General features: G+C 40.0%; 14 protein-coding genes and 1 rRNA gene. 12 read left to right on the top strand and 3 right to left on the bottom strand.

The window, feature by feature from the left end:
* The first annotated feature begins 9 nt into the window (after positions 1–9).
* The 12 genes from M2448_RS13375 (at position 10) to M2448_RS13320 (ending at position 12,685) form a co-directional block, all read left to right on the top strand.
* Positions 10–435: an SMI1/KNR4 family protein gene (locus M2448_RS13375; RefSeq protein ID WP_280646484.1), complete on the top strand. Its 426-nt coding sequence runs from the start codon at positions 10–12 to the stop codon at positions 433–435.
* 22 nt (positions 436–457) lie between these two features.
* Positions 458–1,816, top strand: a complete 1,359-nt coding sequence (locus M2448_RS13370) for a TrpB-like pyridoxal phosphate-dependent enzyme (RefSeq protein WP_280646483.1) — start codon at positions 458–460, stop codon at positions 1,814–1,816.
* A gap of 115 nt (positions 1,817–1,931) precedes the next feature.
* Positions 1,932–2,930 (top strand): anthranilate phosphoribosyltransferase, encoded by a 999-nt coding sequence (trpD, locus tag M2448_RS13365; RefSeq protein WP_280646482.1) that lies wholly within the window; start codon positions 1,932–1,934, stop codon positions 2,928–2,930.
* Between the two features lie 4 nt (positions 2,931–2,934).
* Complete coding sequence (locus M2448_RS13360; RefSeq protein ID WP_280646481.1) at positions 2,935–3,519, top strand: tetratricopeptide repeat protein; 585 nt, start codon at positions 2,935–2,937, stop codon at positions 3,517–3,519.
* Positions 3,516–4,088, top strand: a complete 573-nt coding sequence (locus M2448_RS13355) for an NAD(P)H-dependent oxidoreductase (protein WP_280646480.1) — start codon at positions 3,516–3,518, stop codon at positions 4,086–4,088. The genes M2448_RS13360 and M2448_RS13355 overlap by 4 nt, the downstream gene beginning before the upstream one ends.
* The gene (locus M2448_RS13350; RefSeq protein WP_280646479.1) at positions 4,088–5,305 is read left to right on the top strand and encodes an MFS transporter; all 1,218 of its coding nucleotides are present in this window, start codon (positions 4,088–4,090) and stop codon (positions 5,303–5,305) included. The genes M2448_RS13355 and M2448_RS13350 overlap by 1 nt, the downstream gene beginning before the upstream one ends.
* A gap of 54 nt (positions 5,306–5,359) precedes the next feature.
* Positions 5,360–6,145, top strand: a complete 786-nt coding sequence (gene trpC, locus M2448_RS13345; protein ID WP_280646478.1) for an indole-3-glycerol phosphate synthase TrpC — start codon at positions 5,360–5,362, stop codon at positions 6,143–6,145.
* On the top strand, positions 6,142–6,771 hold the full coding sequence (locus M2448_RS13340; protein ID WP_280646477.1) for a phosphoribosylanthranilate isomerase: 630 nt from the start codon (positions 6,142–6,144) through the stop codon (positions 6,769–6,771). The genes trpC and M2448_RS13340 overlap by 4 nt, the downstream gene beginning before the upstream one ends.
* The gene (trpA, locus tag M2448_RS13335; protein WP_280646476.1) at positions 6,758–7,531 is read left to right on the top strand and encodes a tryptophan synthase subunit alpha; all 774 of its coding nucleotides are present in this window, start codon (positions 6,758–6,760) and stop codon (positions 7,529–7,531) included. The genes M2448_RS13340 and trpA overlap by 14 nt, the downstream gene beginning before the upstream one ends.
* Before the next feature lie 95 nt (positions 7,532–7,626).
* On the top strand, positions 7,627–9,252 hold the full coding sequence (locus M2448_RS13330) for a phosphoethanolamine transferase (RefSeq protein WP_280646475.1): 1,626 nt from the start codon (positions 7,627–7,629) through the stop codon (positions 9,250–9,252).
* Between the two features lie 326 nt (positions 9,253–9,578).
* Complete coding sequence (locus M2448_RS13325) at positions 9,579–10,247, top strand: DUF6146 family protein (protein WP_280646474.1); 669 nt, start codon at positions 9,579–9,581, stop codon at positions 10,245–10,247.
* A 575-nt stretch (positions 10,248–10,822) separates the two neighbouring features.
* Complete coding sequence (locus tag M2448_RS13320) at positions 10,823–12,685, top strand: mucoidy inhibitor MuiA family protein (protein WP_280646473.1); 1,863 nt, start codon at positions 10,823–10,825, stop codon at positions 12,683–12,685.
* 131 nt (positions 12,686–12,816) lie between these two features.
* Here M2448_RS13320 and M2448_RS13315 read toward each other — a convergent pair whose 3' ends face one another.
* The 3 genes from M2448_RS13315 to rrf form a co-directional block, all read right to left on the bottom strand.
* The gene (locus tag M2448_RS13315) at positions 12,817–14,034 is read right to left on the bottom strand and encodes an MBL fold metallo-hydrolase (protein ID WP_280646472.1); all 1,218 of its coding nucleotides are present in this window, start codon (positions 14,032–14,034) and stop codon (positions 12,817–12,819) included.
* The gene (locus tag M2448_RS13310) at positions 14,025–15,107 is read right to left on the bottom strand and encodes a hypothetical protein (RefSeq protein WP_280646471.1); all 1,083 of its coding nucleotides are present in this window, start codon (positions 15,105–15,107) and stop codon (positions 14,025–14,027) included. Before M2448_RS13310 ends, M2448_RS13315 begins: the two co-directional genes overlap by 10 nt.
* Before the next feature lie 177 nt (positions 15,108–15,284).
* Positions 15,285–15,376: ribosomal RNA gene (gene rrf, locus M2448_RS13305) — 5S ribosomal RNA — on the bottom strand; the annotation flags it as partial.

Below are 15,376 nucleotides of genomic sequence, written 5' to 3'. Positions count from 1 at the left end.
TACATTCCTATGAGTTTCGAAAAAGAAATAGAATTTCTATGTAAATATGAAAAATCAAATGACCGAGAAGTTTTTTCTAATGATCAAATTAAGGACTTGGAAAATAACTGTCCAAATATCCCCAGAGGATATATAGATTTTCTGAAAGAAATAGGTGCAGGTACTTTGAGAGAAATTCAATTTAGAGTATATGATGATTTGTTTGATTTTGATGACTTAGGATTAGATCATATAAGTGATTTATCGAAAGACATTAAATTCTTTGGTGACAATTATAGCGGAGACTTTGCAGGATTCGATTTATCTACCCCAAAGGATGAAGTTGTTGAATTCTGGCATGATTCCGAAGAATTGTATTATACAAATAAAACTTTCCAAGAGTATATACGAGGACAAATATTAATGGATGAGCAAGGCAATGATTTAAGAATCTAATAATAATATAAAATAAATGACCATGAACAAAAAAATCTTATTAAGCGAAAATGACATTCCAAGAAGCTGGTACAACATTGTAGCCGATATGAAAAACAAGCCACTGCTTCCACTTCATCCGGCAACAAAAAAGCCATTGGAAGTGAGCGATCTGGAGCCAATATTTGCAACTGAACTTGCTAAGCAGGAATTAAACTATACCGACCGTTGGATAGAAATTCCTGAACCAATACGCGAGTTATATAAAAACTATCGCCCTACTCCATTGGTACGTGCTTACGGTCTGGAAAAAGCACTGGATACTCCGGCACATATCTATTTTAAGAACGAAAGCGTTAGCCCTGTCGGTTCACACAAACTGAACTCGGCAATAGCACAGGCATATTACTGTAAAGAACAGGGAGTAACAAATATCACAACTGAAACCGGTGCAGGGCAATGGGGTGCAGCTTTATCATATGCTGCGAATCACTTTGGTTTGGATCTGGCAGTCTATATGGTGAAGATCAGCTATCACCAAAAGCCTTACCGCCGTTCTATCATGCAGACTTACGGTGCGGAGGTAATAGCCTCACCGAGTATGAGTACAAAAGCCGGGCGTAAAATTATTACCGAAAATCCGACTTATCAGGGAAGTCTTGGCACAGCTATTTCAGAAGCTATCGAACTTGCCTTGAATACTCCAAACTGTAAATATACACTAGGTAGTGTATTGAATCACGTTGCACTTCACCAGACCATCATCGGCCTCGAGGCAGAAAAGCAAATGGAAATGGCAGACGAATATCCCGATGTAGTGATCGGTTGCTTCGGCGGAGGTTCTAACTTCTCAGGTATTACCTTCCCATTCCTGCGTCATAAACTGACCGAGGGCAAAGATGTACGTCTTGTCGCAGCAGAACCTGCATCATGCCCCAAATTAACGCGTGGAAAATTCGAGTATGATTTTGGCGACGAGGCTGGATATACCCCACTCCTACCAATGTACACATTAGGACACAACTTCGCACCGGCTAATATTCATGCGGGAGGACTTCGTTATCATGGAGCAGGAACCATCGTTAGCCAATTGAAGAAAGACGGATATATAGAGGCGGTAGATGTGAAACAACTCGATACTTTCGAAGCAGGTATTCTGTTTGCAAAAGCAGAAGGCATAATCCCTGCTCCCGAATCATCACACGCTATCTGTGCCGCTATTCAGGAGGCACTGAAAGCAAAAGAAGAAGGACGTCAAAAAACGATCCTGTTCAACCTGTCTGGTCATGGACTTATCGACATGGCTGCTTACGACCGTTATTTCGATGGCGAACTGACTAATCATGAACTAAGTGATGAGGAAATTGCCAAGACAACAGATGCGTTGGAAAAATTGGCCTAGCCCCCTAAATCCTCCAAAGGGGACTTTTGAGCTAACGCCTACTATATAAAGAATTAAATAACAGAAAAAACACCCTCTTTGAAGCCTCCCCTTGGGGAGGTTGGAGGGGCCGCTTATGAAACAGATACTCAACAGACTCTTCGAACACCAATACCTCAACCGCAACGAGGCAAAGGGAATACTGACCAATATGGCGGATGGTAAATACAACGATTCCGAAATTGCCGCATTCATTAGTGTATTCCTGATGCGTAGTATCAGTGTGGATGAATTTCTCGGATTCTCTGATGCATTGCTCGACTTACGGGCAAATGTTGATGCACTTGCCGCCTATAATCCGATAGATATCGTTGGTACGGGAGGTGATAACAAAAACACATTCAACATATCCACCCTCGCCTGCTTTGTAGTGGCGGCATCAGGATATAAAGTAGCTAAACATGGAAACTATGGTGCCACATCGGTGAGCGGCGCATCAAATGTGATGGAACAACATGGCGTAAAATTCACTTCGGATGTAAGCAAACTGGAACGATCTATCGATCAGACTAATATCGCTTACATGCATGCTCCATTGTTTAACAATGCATTGAAAGTAGTCGCTCCTGTTCGTAAAGCATTAGGTGTACGCACATTCTTTAATATGCTGGGACCTGTAGTGAATCCTATTAAACCGAAACGCACTGTATTGGGTGTTTTCAATCTGAAAATGGCACGGCTCTATTCGTATATGTATCAGCAAACCGATGTCGATTATGCTATCGTTCATAGTCTCGATGGATATGATGAGATATCCCTGACCGGAGATTTCAAAATTATTAATAAATTTGAAGAGAATATCTTCACACCCGAACAGTTAGACTTCACGAGAGTAACCGAACCCCAATTATATGGTGGTGAAACACCCGAAGATGCAGCGAAGATATTTGATGATATAATTAATAATACAGCAACGGAGGCTCAAAAGAATGCGGTAATAGCTAATGCGGCAACAGCCATACAGACAATCGATCCTAGAAAATCTTTTACCGATGCAATAGCAGAAGCGAGAGAATCGATAGACAGCGGACGATTGAAAGATACATTTGGGAAGTTTTTAGTATTGAACACGTAAGACGATGGATAAGATTAGCTTTGAGATTCTGAAAGAGAATGCAAATAAAGGAGATATAGAATCCTTAAATGAATTAGCCTATATTTATGATGGTGGCTATAAGGACGATAATGGAGAAATCATTATTGAAAAAGATATTTCTTTAGCTATAGAGTACTATACAAAAGCAATAGAAAAAGGTTCAAGTACAGCAAGTCATAATCTCGCCACTATATATAGAGATATAGGCGATTATAAAAAGGCTTTCACTTTATATCAGAAATCACAAGAGTTATCCTCTGAAGAATGGAACAGACCTGTTCTATCTTTTAGTGTAGGCTTATGCTACTTATATGGAATAGGGATAGAAAAGGATACTTCAAAAGCAGTAGATATATTTGAAGCAATCTCACGGAAGAATGACGATGAGACTAATTATCCTTATGAAATAGATGAAGCTAATTTTATATTAGGACAACTTTATTTGTCTGGTATTGAGTTAGAGGAGGATATTGAAAAAGCGCGTGAATATCTTCTTTTGGCAAACAAAGATTCTGATCATCGTTCAGCACAAGAGTTACTATGGCTTATAGGACAAAATAAACAATGAAAAAAGTACTTATCATCAACGGTCACCCCGACAAAGAAAGCTTCTGCTTCGGGCTGCACCAAAGCTATAAAAAAGGCTCTTTGTCTAAAGGCAATGAAGTAAAAGAAATCATTTTGGCAGAAATGGATTTCAACCCGATCCTGCAATATGGCTATCGCAAGAGAACCGAACTTGAACCCGACTTGATAGAAGCATGGGAGAAATTACAATGGGCTGAACATATAGTTTGGATATATCCTACATGGTGGGCTTCTCCTCCTGCTTTATTGAAAGGCTTTATCGAACGCATCTTTCTGCCGGGCTTTACCTTCGAGTATCAGGAGAAATCGCCGTTTCCGAAGAAATTATTTACGGGAAAGACATCCGAAATAATCAGTACAATGGATGCGCCTGTATTCTACTACAAATGGATAGTGAAAGACATTGGTGGCAAAATGATACGTAAGAACATCGGCGCTTTTTGCGGTATTAAGAACATACGAACCACCTATCTGGCAACAATAAAAACATCGACTGCCGAACAGAGACAGAAATGGTTGGATAAAATAGAGAGAATAGCACAAAAATAATGGAATCAAACAACACAATTACAGCTTCTAACAGCCGCATTCGTATGGCAATCTTTTGCCTGTACTTTTGTACGGGAATCTGCTTCTCCAGTTGGGCAAGCCGAATACCCGATATTAAGACTACATTGGGATTAGGAGATGCCGCATGGGGAACAATCTTGCTGATGATACCCATCGGACAAGTCTGCGGGATGGCTATATCGGGTTTTCTGGTATCCAAACTGGGAAGTAAACGTATACTGCCCGTCGCGCTCATCGGTTATGTAGCAGCCCTCTTACTTGTAGGGGTTTCTTCCAGCGAATATGCTTTGATTATCAGCCTCATTGTCTTCGGATTCTTTGGTAACTTCTGCAATATATCTATAAATACACAGTCTGTTACCGTAGAAGCTATGTACAACAAACCTATCATGGCTTCCTTTCATGGTGGGTGGAGCCTTGCCGGACTAACAGGGGCAGCAATCGGTTTATTGATGTCGTCACTGCATCTCAAGCCAGTATATCACTTCGGCATTATCGGAGTCCTTGTCATCATTACCCTGATTGTCAACAAACGATATCTGCAACCCGACCATAAAAAAGAGAAAGACCCTGCCGAGATTGCAGCGAAAAAGAAGTGTAAACCCGAAACCTTCCTCTTTCTGCTCGGAATGGTTGCTTTCTGCGGAATGGCTGCCGAAGGAGCGATGGCTGACTGGAGCGGACTGTATCTGATAGACGTAGTAGGTACACCTAAACATCTTGCACCGATAGGGTTGGCTGCCTATATGGTGACTATGGCTTCGGGACGCTTTATGATAGATAAAGCTACCCAAAAGTGGGGGCGCAAGAGAATTGTGCAGACAGGAGGAATCCTCATAGCAACAGGGTTGTTCACAGCCGTTGCTTTCCCTCATTTTATTACTACTATCATAGCCTTTATGATCATTGGATTCGGTACTGCGGGAATTGTTCCAACCATTTACAGTATAGCGGGACAAAAGACCAGAATACCGACCAGTATAGCATTGACTATCGTTTCCAGCGTTAGCTTCTTAGGATTTCTGATGGGGCCGCCACTGATCGGTTATATTTCGAGTGCCACCAATCTAAGATACTCTTATGCACTCATCGGATTGTTCGGTATTTGCATTGTAGTACTGGCTTCCGTTATCAAAGTCTTTAGAAAAGAGGCCCCCTTACCCCCGGAGGAGGGAAATCCTCAAAATAGTATATAAATACTCTCTCAGATAGCCTCCCCTTGGGGAGGTTGGAGGGGCTAAAACATTATTATGGTAAACATACTAGATAAGATCATAGCAAACAAACGGCTTGAAGTCGAAAGACAGAAACAGCAGTATAGCATCAATGACATAATGCGCTTTATTGTAGATTCCGTCGAAAAGCCAAAGTCATTCAAAGAAGCATTGATAAGCTCACCTACGGGTATCATTGCCGAGTTTAAACGCCGCTCGCCCTCACGTGACTGGATATTTAAGGATGCCAAGGTGGAAGACGTCATACCTCTCTACTCACAAAACGGGGCAAGTGCTATTTCTGTTCTGACCGATATGGACTTCTTTGGTGGTAATCTGGTTGATCTGGAAAAAGCCAGAAGCCTGACCAAAACACCACTGTTACGTAAAGACTTCGTGATAGATGAGTACCAACTCTATCAGGCTGCATGGAAAGGTGCGAGTGCCATATTACTTATTGCTTCGGCTCTTAGCATAGAGCAAACAAAGCAACTAGCCAAAGAAGCCAAAGAGCTAAGCTTGGATGTTCTGCTTGAAATACATAACGAACAAGAACTTGCTCATATCAACGACCAAGTGGATGTAGTCGGAGTCAACAATCGCAATCTGGGAACCTTCGTAACCGATGTACAGATATCCTTCGATCTGGCAGATAAGATACCAAGCGAATTTGTGAAGATATCGGAAAGCGGTATATCACAACCACAGACCGTTATAGACCTGCAATCGGTAGGCTATAAAGGATTCCTTATGGGCGAGAACTTTATGAAGACTGCAAATCCGGGTAAGGCATTGGAAGACTTTATAACACAACTACGATGAATATAAAAGTCTGCGGGATGAAGTACCCCGACAATATAAAAGAGCTGGGTAAACTGCCTATTCATTTTATGGGTATGATCTTTTACCCGAAGTCTCCCCGCTTTGTCGGCAGCCTTACGCTGAGTGATCTGAACAGTGCGCTTCCTCCCTATATCGAGCGTGTAGGTGTATTTGTAAACGAAAGTATCGAGTACATTATAGAAAAAACCAATCTGTATAACCTCAACCTGATACAACTTCATGGCAACGAATCGGTCGAGTTCTGCGAAGAGCTAAGTAAGGCAATGCCAATAATAAAGGCATTCAATGTTTCCAAACCTGCTGATTTTGAGCAGACAAAAAGCTATGAAGATTCTTGCAGCTACTTTCTCTTCGATACGAAAACACCTCAATATGGAGGCTCGGGGCAAAAGTTCGACTGGGAGATTCTGAGTGAGTACAGAGGTAATACCTCCTTCTTCCTCAGCGGAGGAATATCTGTAGAAGATGCCGACAGTATAAAGCAAATAAACCACCCTAAATTCTATGGTATAGACCTCAACAGCAAATTTGAGATAGCACCCGGATTAAAGGATATAGAACAATTACAACAATTCATAAAAGCACTAAGAGATGAACAGGATTAAGCAACTATTCGAGAACAAGCAAAAAGATATACTCTCTATCTATTTCACTGCCGGATTCCCGCATCTGGACGATACATGTAACGTTATCAGAGAACTGGAAGCCAATGGCATAGACCTGATAGAAGTCGGCATCCCTTTCTCCGACCCGATGGCAGATGGGCCTACTATACAGGAGAGCGGTACAATCGCCCTCAACAACGGTATGACTCTAAAAGTACTCTTCGAGCAACTGAAAGATATCCGTAAGGATGTGAAGATGCCATTAATAATGATGGGTTACCTCAATCCGATTATGCAATATGGCTTTGAGAACTTTTGCAAACAGTGCAAAGAGACAGGCATAGACGGAGCTATCATTCCCGATCTGCCATTCGATGATTACATCAATGAATACAAGCCTATTGCCGATAAGTACGACATCAAGGTAGTTATGCTCATTACTCCCGAAACCTCTGACGAACGCATACGCCTGATAGACGAACATACCGATGGCTTCATCTATATGGTATCGTCTGCTGCTACTACAGGTGCGCAGAAAAGCTTCGATGAGAAAAAGCAGGAATACTTCCGCCGGATAAACAGTATGAACCTACGTAATCCGCGTCTGATAGGCTTCGGTATATCAAACAAAGCTACACTGGAAGCGGCACAGGAAAACGCAAGCGGAGCTATTATCGGCAGCAAGTTTATCACACTACTGAAAGACAGTCCGGATATAAAGGAAGCAGTACAAGCATTGAAAGAAGCACTAACCAATTAGCTATTAAATGCTAAAAACTTGTCGCTTGTCGCTTATAACTCGCAACTAAGTAGTATCTTCGCATCCATAATAAGTATAACTCTTTCTGGAACGAGATGTCAAAGTTACAGGATAATATAAAGCGAGGTGGTAAATCCATTTACAAATATAAGTTCACTATCCTCACTTTACTGTATATAGGACTTATAGCCTTTATTCCCATCGGGTTCGCATTCAGCGTATCCATGATGTTACTTATCGTATCGTTCCTGTTCCTGCTCAATGTTCTGGCTAAAACGAAGTACACATTTGTACTCACTTTCCTCCTTGCCTTTATTCTCACATTCAACGCCTATTTTGCCTTCATCCTCAGAAGCGATGTATCGTTGGAAATCATGGCCTCCATATTTGAGACACATATGGCCGAAGCTGTAAGTATGCTTAAAGGCGGCGTATTGTTTGGCGGGCTCATCGGACTGGTTGCAACTACAGCTCTGTTGTACTTTACGGAGAAAGAACTGAAAGAGTCGAAACTCTCTATAAAAGTATCCCTGCTATGCCTTGCCGGATATCTGCTCCTGTTCCTGCCATTCGTCTGCTACAAACGCATAAAATGGATGGAAGAAGAAGAGCTCTTTACCGAAGAGCCTGTAAGGGTGATACAAGATAAGGTAAACTTATATGCACCCATATTATACGGTAATATCTGGACAATTGTCGCATATCAGGTGGAAATGAGTAAACTCCGTACATTTGCCGATCAGAGCGACAAAACCCTGCCCGAAGGCATTACCCTCAACGATACAGTAGCCGTTCCGGAAAAGATATATCTGGTAATCGGCGAGAGTGCCTACCGCAATCATTGGTCACTATATGGCTATCCGGTAAAGACCACTCCGTTTGTCGACAGCCTGTCACAGGTAGAACCGAAACAGCTCAGCTTCTATAATGGAGTCGCCGCCGCACCTTTTACCCGCAATGTCCTGCGTATGGCTCTGTCGTTTGCCTCGCCTACCGATCTGGAACCTTTTTATACAGAAAAGACTCTGATCAACATGGCTAAGGACGCAGGTTATGAAACCCTCTGGATATCCAACCAAGGGAACTCCGGCATACAGGACTCCTATCTGGGTTATCTGGCTGCCGGTACGGATAAGGCCGTATTCTCGAAGGGTAGCTATCTGGCAAATGATGATATTGTGCTGATCCCTATGATAAAAGAGGAGCATAAGCCATCCGGCAAGCAATTCTTTGTCATCCACCTTGTGGGCAGCCATAACAACTATTCCGACAGGTACGACCTCAAAGATGTACAGGCAATACCGGGCGAAAACTCGCTGCTCAATCATTACGACCGCTCTATTCATCATACCGACAGGGTGCTGCATGCCATATACGACATAATGCATCAGGACTCTACGGCTCTGTTCTTCCACTTCTCCGATCATGGTGAAATCATCGGTAAAGGGCATGGCCCTTGGAAAAACGGCATAGCCCAATTCGATATTCCGCTGATAACAATCAATAAACATGCCGGCAATATTGAGACGGTTATGCAAAAGTATACTCAACCCGAAAAAGGTGTTATCAACAATACAAACACAATCTTCATTTTGGCTGAAATGATGGGATATAATATTCCACAAAAGCTTGTGGAAAAAGCCCTCTCCGATGGACAGTATGTCCGTCATGCCGACCAGTCCTATTCTTTCTATTCAGATGTAAAAGAAGAAACGGAATAGGCAATATCAGATAATTCGTCTTTACTTCTCTGTAGAAACTTTTAACTAAAACCTGACAGAAATTACAAGTTTCTAATATGTAGGGGCTAATAATCATTAGCCCGTTTTATCGATTATCGGGCGGATGATAATCCGCCCCTACGGCAAGCCCAGATATTTTAACTAAAACCTGACATCTCTCACTCTTTTTTCATAATCTTTCAAAGATCGCTTTTCATTGTTAACTGTTAACTGACATATAGATAAACTTTTTCATTTTTGTTCAGATAATTTATACGGGGATTTTACTATATTTGAGAAGTATAACTTTTACAAAACCATTTAGTATGAGAAAAATTCTGTTGTTATTATTAGTATTACCTGTGTTGTGTTTCGCACAAGACACGATAATAAAAAGTATGAATGATGAAGCAGTGAAAGAAGTCAGGCGTACACCAAACAGCTCCTTGTTGCTCTTGCAAGATAAGCTTCATGGCGACACCCTCAATACTTTTGTTATTACAGATAGTGCGAAAACATGGAAGGCAATACTGATAGATAACGAGCTGGTCTATGATCTGAAAAATATCAAGGTGGAGGATATCGCTTCCATATCCATATTGAAAGATTCTTCTATGATCGGCATTTACGGAAATCCTCCTGTCAACACACAAACTCTCGTTATTTATACGAAGCAGTTTATGGAGAAGGATAAAGATGAATATGAAGCTATTGTTCTCGATCCCGGTTTTGAGAGTTTCCTACTCACACAAACATCAAAAGATTTTTATTCCGAAACATATCTGAAGACAAAAAACGTATTGATGGTGACAGAATGGAACGCGCGTCATAGCCTGCCTTTACTATACGATCCCAATATCTATGAAGTCTCTATCGACTACAATCCGCAAACAGATTACGGACTAGAAGTAGAATACCGCCTGTATATGTTCTTCCGTTTTATGGAGAAAGAGCATCGCATGTCGCTGATCGATGATGGGCGGCTGACGAGGTAAAAGAAAAAGTTGCCACGCCTTTTAAGGCGTGGTTTGAAAGTAACCTCTGAGAAGACTTTAGAGCCTGTTTAAATTTTATTCGTTTAGGTTTTCAGCACTATTTTTGGAATGATTTTTTCTTATCTGAAGCGCGAATAGCGGGCTATTCAAGCTGAAGAAAGGGGAAAATCGGACAAAAAGAGACTGAAAATGAACGAAAAAAGAACGATAACAAAATGTTTTGGTAAAATTTAAACAAGCTCTTAGTCAAAACTGTTTTGGCTAACGCCATATCACAATTATCAAACTTACTCCTCCACTTAAGAGTGGAGGCAATTGATTGAAGCAGATGAGCACTTTTGGAGGCATCTTTTTCTTTTTTTATCAACCCGACTTCTTCTTTTACCAATTCAAAACATTCTTTCACCCTTCTTGACTAAAATATTATTTGTTAAATACATACATTTGGCATCAAACAAGAATCTTAAGGTCACAGACCTCTTTATTTCTTTTGTAAGCATAACAACTAAAGATGATTCTGTCCTAAAAGTATATCATTAAAAACTTTCTGTTACTTACATTAATAAAAACGACTTATGAGAACGAGACTACTGATTATTACCGCAGCCCTTGCCTTATGTCTGAACAGTTTTGCACAGGAAAAGAAAACAATCAAGTCGAAACTGAACGATGCCACTGTGTTTTTTCAGGGGGCAGAACTGCTACATACAGCTACAGCCACATTAGTGAAAGGAGACAATGAAATCTACATAGAGGGGCTAAGCCCGAATATAGATAAAAACAGCCTGAAAATAAAGACCACTAACGGAGTAATTGTTTCTGCTTATGAGTTTTCGGTGGACTACCTTACCGAAGGGAAATCGTCGAATACCATTGCAAAGAAGCTGACAGACTCAATAGATATTTACCAGAAGAAACTCGATCAGGTGAAAACCGAAATCAAAATTACGGCAAATCTGATAGACCTCCTGCAACAGGGAACCGAGAAAAATGTTTCGGGATCTGATAAAGGAATGGGGATAGACGAACTGATGAAAACGATGGATTACTATAAAAGTAAATCGCTGGATCTGTATAATGTACAGACCGCTAACGAAAAGAAAAGAGACGAATGTTCGGGTGCTATCAGCAGATTGAGGAAACAGCTCGATCAGGAGTCGTTGAAGAATAATAAGACATCGGGGATTATCAAACTGGCTTTATCAGCTCCGGTCGCAGCCAACTGTAATTTTACCATTTCCTATTATACCACTGCTGCCGGATGGACTCCGTATTATGACATCAATATTGCATCTACCGACAAACCGATCAAAATAGCTGCCAAATCGAAAGTACGCCAAACTACCGGACTCGACTGGGAAAGAGTTAAACTTACACTGTCGTCGGCAGTGCCGAGCAACGGAAAAGTCGCTCCTCTGTTTAATGCTTGGTTCCTCGATTATTATCGCCCACAGGCAAGAACGGAGTCAAGTAGTGCATATTTTGACAGGCGGTCTCTTGCACAAAATAGCTATTCTTATAAAGAAAATGAGAAATTTAAAAATGATACTTGGTTCCTTAGTTTAGCTGCCGGAGCGAATATGGCTGTGGGAGATAATAAAGGTTATATGGATTATAGAGATAGTAAGGCATCTCAACCGCTTTATGTTGTAGACGGTGCGCCTGTGGATGCTGACTACATGGCTTCGCTCGATCAGAATATGATAAAAGATGTAAACGTACTGAAAGATGCTTCGTCTACAGCTATATACGGCTCACAAGGTGCAAACGGTGTGGTTCAGGTTTCGCTGAAAAGTATGGACGACTATGTAAGCCAGAAAGAAAACGAGCTGACGATGGTGTACAACATAGATATGCCATATACCATACCCGGCAATGGCAAGGAACAGACAATAGACCTGCAAACAAGAGAAACTACAGCCGAATATAAATACTATTGTGCGCCTAAGCTCGATCCCGAAACTTACCTGCTTGCTGAGATTTCTAACTGGGAACAGTTGAATCTGCTAAGTGGAAAGGCAAACATTACTTATGATGGTACTTATGTAGGAGAATCGTTTATCAATGCGCGTTCTATTCAGGACAAACTGACGCTGACACTGGGTACGGATAAGCGTGTGACTGTAAAACGTGAAAAAATGCAGGATTTCAGCAGTACCAAATTCTTAGGCAGCGATACCAAACAGGCATTTGCATACCGCCTGACTGTACGTAACGGACAAAACAAGCCGGTGAAGATGGTGCTGAAAGACCAGTATCCGATCTCTACACAGAAGGCTATCGAGGTAGAACTGCTTAAAGAAACTACTGCTTGGACTGCCAACAAGGAAGATCTGGGTGTAATCACATGGGAAGAAGAGATCAAAGCAGGAGAAACAAAGACTTATCAGATAAATTATACAGTGAAATATCCGAAAGGGAGTAATTTGAATCTGTAAAGAAATAGGCTATTAAAATGTCCCGCTTGTTGTCAGACGGGATGTTTTATTATGTAGCTCTCCCCAAATTGTCTTGTTCTGAAATAGCGTTACAGTTTTTTAGGACGAGACATTAGAGGTTTAGAGCCTGTTTAAATTTTCACTTTCTCTCCAAACAATTCTATATACTTTTCCGGTCTTGTTGTATGAATAGGGATTATTGTATTAGGGTTAAGCGCTGTTACGAATTCTTTGATTGTAGAAATATCAGCATGTCCGGAAGTATGCAGATCAATAACCTCTTCAAAATTTTTCAAAAATTGAGTAGTCTTGTATTCTTCTTTGTGTCCGTTCCATTTAGAATAAATCAGACATGCTCCATCGGTTTTTATCCGTTTCAGGACTTCGTATATCATACTTTCCCGAATGAGAATTACCATATCTCTCCTATTATGTAATTCTTCTGTCGCTATTTTAAATTTTCCAAAAGGCTTAAATAAATGAGGTTTTTCATTTATTGCTTTCTCAGTCAGAGCCATAGGAAAAAATAAAAAAACATCATCGAAAGTAAACGGATTAGGCAATATTCTGGGCAATCCGTATAGAATATTTGCTGTGAATATATCCACAAGCAAAATTCGTTTTGTTTGTTTTGCTGCATTGTAAATCGCCTGCATACGGGCAATATTTGCCGATGATTGCAACACAAATACATTCCCCGATGTATTATTCATTATATCTACAGCATCCTTACTAATATCATATTCCGGTTTTGCTATATATTCATCCTTATATAGGTTTGTACCCTCAATCAGCAATGTATCTATATCCTTCAACAAAGGATTAGTTTGTATTGCAATAGTATATTTTTTAGCAAAGCCATGACAGCGAAAATCCCCCGTATAAAAAATTCGCTCTCCTTCACTTTCGATCAAAAAAGAGTAAGCATCAAATACCGAATGGTCGATCAGAAAAGGCGTAACAGTAATATCTTTTATTGTCACCGGCTTTTCATTCAACACATAATGAATAGGATTATGCGTTTTAGGTTGATTGGTAAATTCTCGAATCACATCCCATATCCGGAACGCATATTTACCCATATAAACAGGGATATCTTTCCGTATTTCATTAATAAGTCCGATATGATCGCCATGCATATGAGAAATAAATATGGCATCAATAGGCTTTTCCGTATCCAAAGAAGACAAAAACAAATCCGGCACATCAGGAATTACCCTTTCCGATTTATCTGCATTAATTTCGGGCAACTCGTCCCCTATATCTAATATTATACGTACCTGACTCGAAGATATTTCAATACAATTACCCCCAATCTGGTTTTGCCCCCGATGAATTGTTACTCGCATTTCGAATAATCTAAAATTGTATAATCAATTTTTTCGTTTCTCAAAATACTCTCAATATCTTTAATACGGTCTATACGCCCATCCGTTAATTCCGAATAATTATTAACAAGTAAAAGTATTGGCTTTTTGCTTATTCTTATAATGGAGGGCTCTTCTTTCAATATCCCGATTTTATACTTTATTTTAGCAACTTTCAAATAATAATACACAAACAAATCCTTATTATCATTAATGTAGTCAGAATATTTCTTCATTTGTTTTATGATGTCAATATTCTTGCCCCGAAGGCGCGGATCACTAATTAATTTTAATTCTACAAAACTCAAAACACCCTCTTTCAAACGAACAAGATCGAAGCGGATGATTTTATTTTCATTTTCAACTTCTTGTAAAGGAAGGGCATAGGCAAATTCGGAATCAATGTATAAATCTCTGTTATTCAAAATAAATTCGCCTTGTACCTTTTTTTCAGAAGAAACGGTTAACTTATCTTCCTTTAGCCTTTTAGTTCCCTTATCATTATCTTTTAAATATATCTCTTTGATATTCTTCTTCAAAAGCCGGATATAACCAGGCGTTTCTAATTCTTCGATACAATTGCAGTATTTGGACTCATTATTTCCATCTTTGTCCTTAATATCTCCTATATATTTTTGATGGGTTTCAGCTCTCAATTTCTTTGAATTACTATTATATGTAATTTTGATAAGACAGCCACCATAATAATAAACGTTGATATAGTTATCCTTTCTGATTTCAATATACAATTCTTTATCTTCAAGAATATCAATCCACCATTTAGGCGGATTTCCATGAATAGCTAATACAGTGAATATTTCATGATCAGGATCAAGTGATGTAAATTTGCCTTTAGCTCGTGTACTCATATTATTATTTTTAGTGCTTTCAAATCTATTGGCTTGCCTCGATAATCTTCTTATCCTGCTCTTTTTTCCTTGCTCTACAGCTTCTTCCATAGACTGAGGTGCCATTTTATTCAAAGCCTCAATATATTCTTCGGGATTTCTCTTCTCTCGTATTTTTTTTAGGATACCAGATTTCGATTTTTCCATATTTTCGTTTTTATATTCAACAATATGTGCCTATATATAATACGAACGAGCGAGAAAAAAGTATACAGACATTTAGTTAATAAACACTAATACATCCATATTTCACTTATTCCCCCTTGATCAACTATATCTAAACAAAAAAGTCCCCATACTATCAAGTATGAGGACTCTTCATTAAAACGGCGGTAACCTACTCTCCCACTAATCGCAGTACCATCGGCACGACCGGGCTTAACTTCTCTGTTCGGAATGGGAAGAGGTGGAACCCC

Source organism: Dysgonomonas sp. PF1-14 (assembly GCF_029892965.1).
Lineage (GTDB): Bacteria > Bacteroidota > Bacteroidia > Bacteroidales > Dysgonomonadaceae > Dysgonomonas.
Note: the sequence above shows the minus strand (reverse complement) of the source record. Positions and strands in the feature narration are given on the sequence as shown.